We start from the raw sequence: 13,568 nt of genomic DNA on the forward strand, positions 1-13,568 counted from the left end.
GGTTACATTCCGAACCCGGAAGCTAAGCCTCACAGCGCCGATGGTACTGCAGGGGGGACCCTGTGGGAGAGTAGGACGCCGCCGAACAAATTTTGATAAAGGTCGGATCCTGAACTTCGGTTCGGGGTCCGGCCTTTTTCTGTTGTGCGTAACGTGTCGTTCACGTTGCGGGTACAGCCTCCAGGCATGGGAACCGCAGCCATGCTCAGGGCAGCCGGCGTCGGAGTCGGGGACGAGGTCGTCGTACCGGCCTTCGGGAACGTCGAAGTCACCGAGGCCGTGACCCTGGCCGGTGCGCTGCCGGTGTTCGCCGACATAGACCCGGTGACGTACTGCCTCGACCCGGCCGAGGTCGACCAGGCCGTGACCCCCCGTACCGCCGCGGTCGTCGTCGTCCACCGCTTCGGCCGCCGGGCCGACACCGGACGGCTGCACGCCCTCGGCCGGCGGCACGGACTGCTGGTGCTCGAACAGGGCGAGAGCGAGGGGCCGCACGACGAGATAGCCCGGCGCAGGCAGCGGGCCGCCTACCTCGACGCCAAGCTGAAGGGCGTACGCACCCCGGACGGCGGCGACGGCCACACCTACCAGCAGTACGTCGTGCGCGTACCGGGCAACGGCCGGCCGGACCGGGACGCGTTCGCCCGCGCCCTGCGGTCCCGGGGGATCGACTGCCGGGTGCCGGTGAAGACGCCCGTGCACCGCCTGCCGGAGTACCGGCGCTGCGTGTCCCTGCCGCGGACCGAACTGGCCGCGGACGAGACCCTCGCCCTGCCCGTGGAGGCCGCGCTCACCAAACGGGAGATGCAGCGCATCGCGTCCGCCTGCAATGCCCTCGGCGGTCTCCTCCAGCCCGCCTTCTGACCGGGCACCGAACGAATTTGGGAACTCAGCCCCGCTCGGGGTACAGTTTCTTCGTCGCCGAGAGGGAAACCTCGAAAACGACAGGCCCCTATAGCTCAGTCGGTAGAGCGTCTCCATGGTAAGGAGAAGGTCAACGGTTCGATTCCGTTTGGGGGCTCCGCCAAAAAGGCCCCACCCTTCCGGGTGGGGCCTTTTTCGTGCTTTCTCACACCTCCTGGTGGATGCCCGGAACCCGCATCGCCAGAATCGCCATGTCGTCGGACGGCGCGTCCGAGGCGAACCGCTCCACCGCGCGCATGATGCGCGCCGCGACCGCGCCCGCCGTCAGGCCGGTACACGTCGTCAGCACGTCGGCCAGGCCGTCGTCGCCCAGCATGCGCGTGCCCTCCCGGCGTTCGGTGACGCCGTCCGTGACGCACAGCAGCACGTCGCCCGGATCGAGGGTGACCGTCTCCTCGTACAGCTCCAGGTCCTCGATGACGCCCAGCAGCGGCTGCGGTTCGGCCGCCGCCGTCACCGTGCCGTCCTGGCGCAGGCGCAGCGGGAGCGGATGGCCGGCGCAGACCACCTTCAGCTCGGCGCCGCCGTCCTGCAGCGGGCGCAACTCGCCGTAGAGGAGCGTCAGGAAGCGGCTGCGGTCGCCCTCGTCGAGGATCGCCGAGTTCAGGCGCTCCAGCACGGCCGGACCGCTCAGGCCCTCACGGGCCAGCAGACGCAGCGCGTGGCGGGCGAGCCCGGTGACCGCCGCCGCGTTGGGGCCCGTACCGCAGACGTCGCCGATGGCGAAGCCGTACGCGCCCTCGCCGATCGGGAAGACGTCGTAGAAGTCACCGCCCACCTCGTTGCCCTCGCCGGCCGCGCGGTAGATGACCTCGACCTCGACGCCCTCGATGTACGGGGTGCCCGGTGGCAGCAGGCTGCGCTGGAGGGCCTGGCTGATGGCCGTGCGCTCCGAGTAGAGGCGGGCGTTGTCCAGGGCGAGGGCGGCCCGGCGGCTCAGGTCCTCGGCCAGCTCCAGGATCTCCTGGCGGAAATGCTCGTCGGTGGGCTTGCCGAGGGTCAGCATGCCGATGACGCGGTTGCGGGCCACGAGCGGCAGGACCACCGTCTCGCCGCCGACCGCGGAGGCCGTGGCGAGGGTCGGGCCGATACTGGAGGTGATCTGGTGGGCGAGGCCGCCGGCCAGGCCCAGACTGCGCATCGAGGTGCGCAGGGCCGCCTGGTGGGCGACCTCGCCGGGAGCCGTCCAGACGCGGGCGCCGGGCGTTGGCACCGGGTCCGGCGGCGGGACCTTCGACAGCAACGACTTGATGCCGTCGATGAGTTCCTCGTCCTCGTGCAGCACGTACGACAGGTACGGCTCGGACGCCGTGTCGGCGATGGTGTACACCGCGCACCAGGTGGCCAGGGTCGGCACGGTCATCTGCGCCATCAGGGCCAGCGTCTGGTCCCGGTCCAGGGTGCCGGCCAGCAGGTCGGAGGCCTCGACCAGGAAGCTCAGGGAACCGCGGCGCAGCCGCTCCAGCTCGCCGAGGCGGGCGGACTCCACGGCCAGGGCGATGCGGTCGGCGGCGAACTGGAGGCGCAGCGCCTCCTCGTTGGTGTACCGGCCGGCGGCCTCGGCGGCGACGCCCAGGGAGCCGGTGAGGCGGCCCTCGACCTTGAGCGGGACGGTGACCACCGACCGCATGCCGGTGCCCGCCAGGAGCGGGACGGCGCCGGGGACGGCGGCGAGGTCGTCGTGCACGGCGGGCATGCGGGCGGAGCCGTAGCGGCCGGGACCCGCCTCGACCGGCACGCGCGCGAAGCGCTGGCGGGCGGAGGGCAGCCCGGTCGAGGCGCGGACCTCCAGCTCCGTCTCGTCGTCGGTGGCGAGCAGCAGGAACGCCGAATCGCCGTCGAGCATGTCGCGGGCGCGTTCCACCGTGCGCTGGAGCAGGCCGTCGAGGTCGTCCGGGGCGGGGGAGCCGATGAACACCTCGAACGGGTCGGCGTTCTGCCCGTCGGCGGACTGGGGCGCCTCGCCGGCCGGGACCCGGGGCGGGGACTGCAGGACGGCGCGCTCGTGGTCGCGGACCAGGAGGCAGACGGTGGAGGGCTCGCCGCCGGTGTCGCGGACCCGCAGGTGGGAGGCGTACACCCGGGCGACGCGGCCGTCGGCGCCGCGGATGCCGTAGGTGCCCTCCCAGCGGGAGAGCCGGAGGGCCTCGGCGATGCCCGTGCCGGTGCCCGGGGTGTGCGGCCAGGCGGCGAGGTCGGTCAGGGGCCGGCCGACGACATCGGCGGCCGGGTAGCCGAACAGCTCCTCGGCGTCCTCGTTCCAGGCGCTGATGCCGCCCTTGCGGTCGACCTGGAGGACGGCGACGCGGACGCGCCCGTCGGCGAGCGGAAGCAGGTCGGCGGGGAGGGCCGGGCCCGCCGCGCGGGTGCCGACGGGGCGCTCGGGCAGGTCGAGCCGGAACCAGACGTTCTTGTGCGTGGACGTGTAGTCCACGCCCCAGCGGGTGGCCAGGGCCGCGCAGAGCTGGAGCCCGCGGCCGCCCTCGCGGTCGGGGCTGCCCATGGTGGTGGGGGAGCCCTGGAGGGGGACCTCGCGCTCCGGGTAGCGGTCGGAGACCTCGATGCGCGCCCCGTCCTCGGAGCGCAGGCACAGCACCTCCGCGTGCGTGCCCGCGTGGACCACCGCGTTGGTCACCAGCTCGCTGGTGAGGACGACCGCGTCGTCGACGATGTCGGCGAAGCCCCAGCCCTGGAGGGTGTCGCGGACGAAGGCCCGGGCGGTCGCGACCGACCGTCCGACGGGCTCGAAACTGGCGGCCGCGCGCGCGGTGATCACAGAACTCCTCGGCCGGGTCTCGGCGTGCTGGGCGGTCCGGCCGGCCGGCTCGGACCGCTGCTGCGGCATCGGCTCGCCCGTCGGCTGTGGCTCCGGGGTCTGTCCCCCGGGGATCACTCCGGTGGTCATGGTGTCCGGCCGCCCCTCCGATGCCCGCTCCTGCTCGTCCCACCGCCCAGGCCGGTCGGACCGGTGCGGCTGGACAGCCGCATGCAAGGTTACTTACCTTCGCCGTCCGGGCGGATGCCGGTCGCGGGTGTTCACGCCCCAGGGTGTGCGGACGATGTGCGAAGCTGCCGAACTGTTATGGCCTGGTTGGGCCGGGGTGAAACACTGGGCAGGCTTCCGAGGAAGGCCGGACCAGGCTGCGTGTGTTCCCAGCACACTGGGCAGCAGCCCCTGGTGTGGCCGGATGCCGGCTGGCGGCAATACGCAGAAGTACCGGGTACGTGGAAGCAACCGGTGTGCCGACGACCGGCACGCCGGGCGGAAGCGGTCGAGCACAGCAGTGACGGTCTACCCCTCCGGGAGGGACACAGTGGAGTCTGGCGCGGCGACGCGGAGCACGAAGACGCGCGCGAAGGGCGGACCGTCCCTGGGCAGGAGCGGCGGCACCACCGCCGTGGACACGGCCGCCCTGAACCGGCTGCTGGCGGCGCTCGTGGCGATGCGCGACGGCAACTTCCGCAAGCGGCTCACGGTGTCCGGGGACGGCGTGATGGCGGAGATCGCGGCCGTCTTCAACGAGGTGGCCGACCGGAACCTGCACCTGACCGGCGAGCTGTCCCGGGTGCGGCGCATGGTGGGGCGCGAGGGCAAGCTCACGGAGCGGCTGGAGACGGGTGCCTGCGAGGGCTCCTGGGCGGCGGCCGTGGACAACTCCAACGCGCTGGTGGACGACCTGGTCTGGCCCGTCTCGGAGGTCAGCCGGGTCCTCACGGCGGTCGCCGAGGGCGATCTGTCGCCGCGGATGGAGCTGCGGACGCAGGCGCCGGACGGCGGCACGGGGCACCCGCTGCGCGGTGAGTTCCTGAAGGTCGGCCGGACCGTCAACAACCTGGTCGACCAGTTGTCCACGTTCACGGACGAGGTCACGCGCGTGGCCAGCGAGGTCGGCACCGAGGGCAAGCTCGGCGGCCAGGCCCGGGTGCGCGGCATGTCGGGGTCGTGGAAGGACCTGACGGAATCCGTCAACACGATGGCGTACCGGCTGACCGCGCAGGTGCGGGACATCGCGCTGGTGACCACGGCGGTCGCCAAGGGCGATCTGTCGCGCAAGGTGACCGTGCACGTCGCCGGCGAGATGCTGGAGCTGAAGAACACCGTCAACACGATGGTGGACCAGCTCTCGTCCTTCTCGTCCGAGGTGACGCGGGTGGCCCGGGAGGTGGGCACCGAGGGCATCCTGGGCGGCCAGGCGCGGGTGCCCGGGGTGGCCGGCGTGTGGAAGGAGCTGACCGACTCCGTCAACACGATGGCGGGCAACCTGACCGCGCAGGTGCGCGGGATCTCGCAGGTCACCACCGCCGTCGCCAACGGCGATCTGTCGCAGAAGGTGACGGTCCCCGCGCGCGGGGAGGTCGCGCAGCTCGCCGAGACGGTCAACCAGATGACCGAGACGCTGCGGATCTTCGCCGACGAGGTCACGCGCGTGGCGAACGAGGTCGGCGCGGAGGGGCGGCTCGGCGGCCAGGCGAACGTGCCGGGCGTCTCGGGCACGTGGAAGGACCTGACGGACTCCGTCAACACGGTCTTCCGGAACCTGACCACGCAGGTGCGCGACATCGCCGCCGTGACGACCGCGGTGGCCAGCGGTGACCTGTCGCAGAAGGTCACGGTGAACGTGGCCGGCGAGATGCTGGAGCTGAAGAACACCGTCAACGGCATGGTGGACCAGCTGTCGGCGTTCGGTGCCGAGGTGACGCGGGTCGCGCGGGAGGTCGGCGTCGAGGGCGAGCTGGGCGGCCAGGCGCAGGTGCCGGGCGCGGCCGGCACGTGGAAGGACCTGACGGACTCCGTCAACACGGCGTTCCGCAACCTCACCGGGCAGGTGCGCAACATCGCCCAGGTGACCACCGCGGTGGCCAACGGCGACCTGTCGCAGAAGGTCACCGTCGACGTGTCCGGTGAGATGCTCCAGTTGAAGAACACCGTCAACACGATGGTGAACCAGCTGTCGAGCTTCGCCGACCAGGTGACGCGGATGGCCCGGGACGTGGGCACGGAGGGCCGTCTCGGCGGGCAGGCCCGGGTGGACGGTGTCTCCGGCACCTGGAAGGAGCTGACGGACTCCGTCAACTTCATGGCCGGCAACCTGACCTCCCAGGTGCGGCAGATCGCCCAGGTGACGACGGCGGTGGCGCGCGGCGACCTCTCGCAGAAGATCGACGTCGACGCGCGCGGCGAGATCCTGGAGCTGAAGAACACGATCAACACGATGGTCGACCAGCTCTCGGCCTTCGCCGACCAGGTCACGCGGGTCGCCCGGGGCGTGGGTACCGAGGGCCGACTCGGCGGGCAGGCGCAGGTGCCCGGCGTCGCGGGCGTGTGGCGGGACCTGACCGACTCGGTGAACGGCATGGCCGGCAACCTCACGGCCCAGGTGCGCAACATCGCTCAGGTCGCCACCGCCGTGGCGCGCGGCGACCTCTCGCAGAAGATCACCGTGGACGCGCGCGGGGAGATCCTGGAGCTGAAGAACACCCTGAACACGATGGTGGACCAGCTGTCGTCGTTCGCCGACCAGGTCACGCGTGTGGCGCGGGAGGTGGGCACGGAGGGCATCCTCGGCGGGCAGGCCGAGGTGCAGGGCGTCTCCGGCACCTGGAAGGACCTCACCCAGTCCGTGAACTTCATGGCGAACAACCTGACCATGCAGGTGCGCAACATCGCCGAGGTCACGACGGCGGTCGCCAAGGGCGACCTGTCGAAGAAGATCACCGTGGACGCGAAGGGCGAGATCCTCGAACTCGTCACGACGGTCAACACGATGGTGGACCAGCTGTCGAGCTTCGCCGAGCAGGTGACCCGGGTGGCCCGCGAGGTGGGCACCGAGGGCATCCTGGGCGGCCAGGCGCACGTGCCGGGTGTCACGGGCATCTGGAAGGACCTCAGCAACAACGTCAACCTGATGGCCAACAACCTGACCATGCAGGTGCGCAACATCTCGCAGGTCTCGGCGGCCGTCGCCAACGGCGACCTGACGCGGCAGGTGACGATCGAGGCGCGCGGTGAGGTGGCGCAGCTCGCCGACACGATCAACACCATGGTCAAGACGCTGAGTTCGTTCGCCGACCAGGTCACCAAGGTGGCGCGGGAGGTGGGCACGGACGGCATCCTCGGCGGTCAGGCGCACGTGCCGGGCGTGGCCGGCACGTGGAAGGACCTCACCGAGTCGGTGAACCAGATGGCGTCCAACCTGACCGGTCAGGTGCGCAACATCGCCATGGTCACCACGGCGATCGCCAAGGGCGACCTGACGAAGAAGATCGACATCGACGCGCGCGGCGAGATCCTGGAACTGAAGACGACGATCAACACGATGGTCGACCAGCTGTCCAGCTTCGCCGAGGAGGTCACGCGGGTCGCCCGCGAGGTGGGCACGGAGGGGCAGCTGGGCGGTCAGGCACGCGTCCGGGACGTCGACGGCACCTGGCGGGACCTGACCGAGTCCGTGAACGAGATGGCCGGGAACCTGACCCGGCAGGTGCGTGCCATCGCGCGCGTGGCGACCGCGGTGACCCGCGGCGACCTGAACCTGAAGATCGACGTGGACGCGTCCGGCGAGATCCAGGAACTCCAGGACTACATCAACAAGATGATCGCCAACCTGCGCGACACCACGATCGCCAACAAGGAGCAGGACTGGCTCAAGGGCAACCTGGCCCGCATCTCCGCCCTCATGCAGGGCCGCCGGGACCTGGCGGACGTGGCGTCGCTGATCATGAGCGAGCTGACGCCGGTGGTGTCCGCACAGCACGGCGCGTTCTTCCTGGCCATGCCGCTGGTGGAGGGCAAGGGCGTGGGCAACGGCGAGGGCGACTACGAGCTGCGGATGCTGGGCTCGTACGGCTACTCGATGGGGTCCATGCCGACGTCGTTCCGGCCGGGCGAGGCGCTGATCGGGACGGCCGCCGAGGAGAAGCGCACGATCCTGGTGGACAACGCGCCCACCGGCTACCTGAAGATCTCCTCCGGGCTCGGCGAGGCGCCGCCCGCCCAGGTGATCGTGCTGCCGGTGCTGTTCGAGGGCAAGGTGCTCGGCGTGATCGAGCTGGCGTCCTTCACGTCGTTCACCCAGATCCAGCGGGACTTCCTCAACCAGATCGCCGAGATGATCGCGACCAGCGTCAACACCATCTCGGTCAACACCAAGACCGAGCAACTGCTCAAGCAGTCGCAGGAGCTGACCGAGCAGCTCCGGGAGCGGTCGGCCGAGCTGGAGAACCGGCAGAAGGCGCTCCAGGCCTCCAACGCCGAACTGGAGGAGAAGGCCGAGCTGCTGGCCCGGCAGAACCGGGACATCGAGGTGAAGAACACCGAGATCGAGGAGGCCCGGCAGGTCCTGGAGGAGCGCGCCGAGCAACTCGCGGTGTCGATGCGCTACAAGAGCGAGTTCCTCGCGAACATGTCGCACGAGCTGCGCACCCCGCTCAACTCGCTGCTGATCCTGGCGAAGCTGCTCGCCGACAACGCCGAGGGGAACCTGTCGCCGAAGCAGGTGGAGTTCGCGGAGACCATCCACGGCGCCGGGTCCGACCTGCTCCAGCTGATCAACGACATCCTGGACCTGTCGAAGGTCGAGGCGGGCAAGATGGACGTCTCCCCGACCCGTATCGCGCTCGTCCAGCTCGTGGACTACGTGGAGGCCACCTTCCGGCCGCTGACCGCGGAGAAGGGCCTGGACCTGTCCGTGCGGGTCTCGCCGGAGCTGCCGGCGACCCTGCACACCGACGAGCAGCGGCTGCTCCAGGTGCTGCGCAACCTGCTGTCCAACGCGGTGAAGTTCACCGACTCCGGTTCGGTGGAGCTGGTGATCCGGCCGGCCGGCGCGGGTGTGCCGCACAAGATCCGGGAGCAGTTGCTGGAGGCGGGGTCGCTGACCGATCCGGGCGGCGAGCTGATCGCGTTCTCGGTGACCGACACCGGTATCGGCATCGCGGCGAGCAAGATGCGGGTGATCTTCGAGGCGTTCAAGCAGGCGGACGGCACGACCAGCCGCAAGTACGGCGGCACCGGGCTGGGCCTGTCGATCTCGCGGGAGATCGCGCAGCTGCTCGGCGGCGAGATCCACGCGCAGAGCGAACCGGGCCGCGGCTCGACGTTCACGCTGTACCTGCCGCTGCACCCGAGCGAACTGCCGCCGCAGGGCTACCAGCAGTCGGTGCCCGCGCTGGAGGCCGGGGACCTGGTCGCCTCCGAGGTGCCGCAGTCCCTGGAGCTGTCCGCGGTGGAGATCGAGACGCCGGCCGAGGTGAAGTCGTACCGGGAGACGCAGAACGGGGCGGCCGCGCTCTTCCGCCGCCGGCGGCGCAGCGTGCCCGAGGAGACGCGGCGGCCCGAGCACTGGCCGGCCGCCGTCGAGCACGAGCGGGTGCCGCAGCCGTCGCAGCAGGGCCGGGTGGTGCGGTTCGTCGGCGAGAAGGTGCTGATCGTCGACGACGACATCCGCAACGTGTTCGCGCTCACCAGCGTCCTGGAGCAGCACGGGCTGTCGGTGCTGTACGCAGAGAACGGCCGCGAGGGCATCGAGGTGCTGGAGCAGCACGACGACGTCGCGGTCGTGCTGATGGACATCATGATGCCCGAGATGGACGGCTACGCGACGACCACGGCGATCCGGCGCATGCCGCAGTTCGCCGGGCTGCCGATCATCGCGCTCACCGCGAAGGCGATGAAGGGCGACCGGGAGAAGGCGATCGAGTCGGGTGCTTCCGACTATGTCACCAAGCCGGTCGACCCCGATCATCTGTTGTCGGTGATGGATCAGTGGATGAGCGCGGAGTGATCGGGGTAGAGGTTGCTTCAGGCGTGACCTGGCCGGAAACGCACGCTGGGGAACCCCCCGGCGTGCGTCGGGAGTCACCGCATGGTGAACACTGAGAACGTGTGGGAATCCCGGGTTCCGGGAACCATCCCGCCTGCCGCCGCGTTTCCGCTGTGTGCACAGTGACATCGCGGTGACAGGGTGTGGCGACAGGCGGGGTGCGGCTACGATGACCGGCACAAGGACGGGCGGCGAAAGGGAGTCGTCCCCTGGGGCGGCGCCCGGTGTACCGCCGGGGCGAGGAGGGCGGGCCATGGTGCAGAAGGCCAAGATCCTCCTGGTCGATGACCGGCCGGAGAATCTGCTGGCGCTGGAGGCCATCCTCTCTGCGCTCGATCAGACGCTGGTGCGGGCATCGAGCGGGGAGGAAGCGCTCAAAGCACTGCTCACGGACGATTTCGCGGTGATCCTGCTGGACGTCCAGATGCCGGGCATGGACGGGTTCGAGACCGCCGCGCACATCAAGCGGCGCGAGCGGACGCGGGACATCCCGATCATCTTCCTCACGGCGATCAACCACGGTCCGCACCACACCTTCCGCGGGTACGCGGCGGGTGCCGTGGACTACATCTCCAAGCCGTTCGACCCGTGGGTGCTGCGCGCCAAGGTGTCGGTCTTCGTCGAGCTGTACATGAAGAACTGCCAGCTGCGCGAGCAGGCGGCGCTGCTGCGGCTCCAGTTGGAGGGCGGCGGCAAGGGTGGGGTCGCCGGCCGGGAATCGGCCGGTCTGCTCGCCGAGCTGTCGGCGCGGCTCGCGGCGGTGGAGGAGCAGGCGGAGGCACTGTCCAAGCAGTTGGACGACGACTCCGCGGACGCGGCGGCGGTGGCCACGGCGGCCCATCTGGAGCGCAAACTCACCGGATTGCGCCGCGCCCTCGACGCACTGGAGCCGGGCACGGGCGGCAGCGGTGCCGTGGTGCCGTCCCAGAACTGAGGCCGACCGGACCGGGTTCGCGGATGAGCGTTCGTCAGTTCTCGTCCCCGGCAGGCGCGACACGAACGGGTGAAGCAGTGGGCACGCGTGTCCCGTGTCGTCTCCACCGGTAACCTCACACCATGGCCTCACGTCCCTCCGCAGCCAAGAAGCAGCCCGCCAGGAAGACGGCGGCCCCCGCGAAGGCTCCGGCGAGGAAGGCCGCCGCGAAGAAGGCCGTCGCCAAAAAGGCGCCCGCCAGGAAGGCCGTGGCGAGGAGGCCCGCGCCGCCGAGGCAGGCTCCCAGCCCCACCGGGGGCGTGTACCGCGTGCTGCGCGCCGTCTGGCTCGGCCTCGCGCACGCCGTCGGCGCCGTCTTCCGCGGCATCGGGCAGGGGGCGAGGAACCTCGACCCGGCCCACCGCAAGGACGGCGTCGCACTGCTGCTGTTCGCCATCGCGCTGATCGTCGCCGCGGGCACCTGGGCGGACCTGAACGGCCCCATCGGCGACCTGGTGGAGATCCTGGTCACCGGCGCCTTCGGCCGGCTCGACCTGCTCGTGCCGATACTGCTGGCCGTGATCGCCGTACGGTTCGTCCGGCACCCGGAGAAGCCGGAGGCCAACGGACGGATCGTCATCGGCCTGTCCGCGCTCGTCGTCGGCGTGCTCGGCCAGGTCCACGTCGCCTGCGGCTCACCCGCGCGCAGCCAGGGCATGCAGGGCATAAGGGACGCCGGCGGCCTCATCGGCTGGGCGGTGGCCACCCCGCTGACCCACACCATGACCGAGGTGCTCGCCGTACCCCTGCTGGTGCTGCTGACGGTCTTCGGGCTGCTCGTGGTGACCGCCACCCCGGTCAACGCCATCCCGCAGCGGCTGCGCAGGCTCGGGGTGCTCCTGGGCGTGCTGCACGACCACGAGGCGGACCGGTTCGCCGACGAGGACGGGTACTACGACGACGAGTGGCGCGAGGCGCCGCCCGCGCGCCCGCGCAAGCGCCCGGGCGCCCCGCGGGCGTACGACCCCGACCGCGCCGAGGAGGACGCCCTCACACAGCGCCGTGGCCGCCCCAGGCGCTCCGCGGTGCCCCAGCCGGACCCGCGGCCTCGGCTGGACGCCGTGGACGTCGCCTCGGCCGCCGCCGCCTCGCTGGACGGCGCAGTCGAGCACGGCATGCCGCCGTCCCCGCTCGTCGCCGACCTCACCCAGGGTGTGAGCGCGGGGGAGCGCGAGGACACCACCCCGGTGCCGTCCCCGGCGCCCGAACGCCCGCCGGTCCCGGCCCCGGCGTCCCGCTCCCGGCAGGAGAGGACCTCGACCGGGCCGGTCCCGGACCTGACCAAGAAGGCCCCCGAGGAGCCCCGCGACCTGCCCGCGCGCGCGGAGCAGCTCCAGCTGTCCGGCGACATCACCTACGCGCTGCCCCCGCTCGACCTGCTCCGGCGCGGCGGTCCCGGCAAGGCGCGCAGTGCCGCCAACGACGCGGTCGTCGCCTCGCTCACCCAGGTCTTCACCGAGTTCAAGGTCGACGCGGCCGTCACCGGCTTCACCCGCGGCCCGACGGTCACGCGCTACGAGGTCGAGCTGGGCCCGGCCGTGAAGGTCGAGCGGATCACCGCGCTGACCAAGAACATCGCCTACGCCGTCGCCAGCCCGGACGTGCGGATCATCAGCCCCATCCCCGGCAAGTCCGCGGTCGGCATCGAGATCCCGAACACGGACCGCGAGATGGTCAACCTCGGCGACGTGCTGCGCCTCGCGCAGTCCGCCGAGGACGACGACCCGATGCTCGTCGCGTTCGGCAAGGACGTCGAGGGCGGGTACGTCATGCACTCGCTGGCGAAGATGCCGCACATGCTGGTCGCAGGCGCCACCGGCTCCGGCAAGTCGTCCTGCATCAACTGCCTGATCACCTCGATCATGATGCGGGCGACGCCGGAGGACGTCCGGATGATCCTGGTCGACCCCAAGCGGGTCGAGCTGACCGCCTACGAGGGCATCCCGCACCTGATCACGCCGATCATCACCAACCCCAAGCGGGCCGCCGAGGCGCTCCAGTGGGTCGTCCGCGAGATGGACCTCCGGTACGACGACCTGGCCGCCTACGGCTACCGGCACATCGACGACTTCAACCGCGCGGTGCGCGAGGGCAAGGTCAAGCCGCCCGAGGGCAGCGAGCGGGAACTGCACCCGTACCCGTACCTGCTGGTGATCGTGGACGAGCTGGCCGACCTGATGATGGTGGCCCCGCGGGACGTCGAGGACTCGATCGTGCGCATCACGCAGCTCGCGCGCGCGGCCGGCATCCACCTGATGCTCGCCACCCAGCGGCCCTCGGTCGACGTGGTCACCGGTCTGATCAAGGCCAACGTGCCGTCGCGGCTGGCCTTCGCGACCTCCTCGCTGGCCGACTCCCGGGTCATCCTCGACCAGCCCGGCGCCGAGAAGCTGATCGGCAAGGGCGACGGCCTCTTCCTGCCGATGGGCGCGAACAAGCCGAGCCGTATGCAGGGCGCGTTCGTCACCGAGGAGGAGGTCGCGGCCGCGGTCCAGCACTGCAAGGACCAGATGGCGCCCGTCTTCCGGGACGACGTCACCGTGGGGTCCAAGCAGAAGAAGGAGATCGACGAGGACATCGGCGACGACCTCGACCTGCTGTGCCAGGCGGCCGAGCTGGTCGTCTCCACCCAGTTCGGGTCGACGTCCATGCTGCAGCGCAAGCTGCGCGTCGGCTTCGCCAAGGCCGGCCGGCTGATGGACCTCATGGAGTCCCGCAACATCGTCGGACCGAGCGAGGGCTCGAAGGCACGTGACGTTCTTGTGAAGGCCGATGAGCTCGACGGTGTGCTCGCGGTGATTCGCGGAGAATCGGAAGGGTAGGTGCCGGCCCGTTCGGCGGAGCCCTTC

5 protein-coding genes, 1 tRNA gene and 1 rRNA gene are annotated in these 13,568 nt (G+C 70.9%); 6 read left to right on the plus strand and 1 reads right to left on the minus strand.

Going from position 1 to position 13,568, the window contains the following annotated elements; all coding sequences use genetic code 11:
* The 3 genes from rrf to ACZ4K2_RS24705 form a co-directional block, all read left to right on the plus strand.
* Window positions 1-87, plus strand: a 5S ribosomal RNA gene (gene rrf / locus ACZ4K2_RS24695); the annotation flags it as partial.
* Between the two features lie 114 nt (window positions 88-201).
* Complete coding sequence (locus tag ACZ4K2_RS24700; protein WP_467476097.1) at window positions 202-864, plus strand: DegT/DnrJ/EryC1/StrS family aminotransferase; 663 nt, start codon at window positions 202-204, stop codon at window positions 862-864.
* A gap of 84 nt (window positions 865-948) precedes the next feature.
* A tRNA-Thr gene (locus tag ACZ4K2_RS24705) sits at window positions 949-1,021 on the plus strand.
* Window positions 1,022-1,069: 48 nt separating this feature from the next.
* On the opposite strand, the gene ACZ4K2_RS24710 is transcribed toward ACZ4K2_RS24705, so the two are convergent.
* Complete coding sequence (locus ACZ4K2_RS24710) at window positions 1,070-3,829, minus strand: SpoIIE family protein phosphatase (RefSeq protein ID WP_467476083.1); 2,760 nt, start codon at window positions 3,827-3,829, stop codon at window positions 1,070-1,072.
* Between the two features lie 409 nt (window positions 3,830-4,238).
* On the opposite strand from ACZ4K2_RS24710, the gene ACZ4K2_RS24715 reads away from it, so the two are divergent.
* From ACZ4K2_RS24715 to ACZ4K2_RS24725, 3 genes are all read left to right on the plus strand, one after another.
* On the plus strand, window positions 4,239-9,707 hold the full coding sequence (locus ACZ4K2_RS24715) for a HAMP domain-containing protein (protein WP_467476082.1): 5,469 nt from the start codon (window positions 4,239-4,241) through the stop codon (window positions 9,705-9,707).
* A 292-nt stretch (window positions 9,708-9,999) separates the two neighbouring features.
* On the plus strand, window positions 10,000-10,680 hold the full coding sequence (locus ACZ4K2_RS24720; RefSeq protein WP_467476081.1) for a response regulator: 681 nt from the start codon (window positions 10,000-10,002) through the stop codon (window positions 10,678-10,680).
* Window positions 10,681-10,802: 122 nt separating this feature from the next.
* Window positions 10,803-13,541: a DNA translocase FtsK gene (locus ACZ4K2_RS24725; RefSeq protein ID WP_467476080.1), complete on the plus strand. Its 2,739-nt coding sequence runs from the start codon at window positions 10,803-10,805 to the stop codon at window positions 13,539-13,541.
* The last annotated feature ends 27 nt before the right edge of the window (window positions 13,542-13,568 follow it).

It is taken from the genome of Streptomyces sp. NPDC025833 (assembly GCF_055558055.1).

What these genes read in the sequence shown, in the direction of transcription:
- ACZ4K2_RS24700 (WP_467476097.1), top strand. Translation starts at nt 202, where the DNA reads ATGCTCAGGGCAGCCGGCGTCGGAGTCGGGGACGAGGTCGTCGTACCG.
- ACZ4K2_RS24710 (WP_467476083.1), bottom strand. Translation starts at nt 3,829, where the DNA reads ATGACCACCGGAGTGATCCCCGGGGGACAGACCCCGGAGCCACAGCCG.
- ACZ4K2_RS24720 (WP_467476081.1), top strand. Translation starts at nt 10,000, where the DNA reads ATGGTGCAGAAGGCCAAGATCCTCCTGGTCGATGACCGGCCGGAGAAT.
- ACZ4K2_RS24725 (WP_467476080.1), top strand. Translation starts at nt 10,803, where the DNA reads ATGGCCTCACGTCCCTCCGCAGCCAAGAAGCAGCCCGCCAGGAAGACG.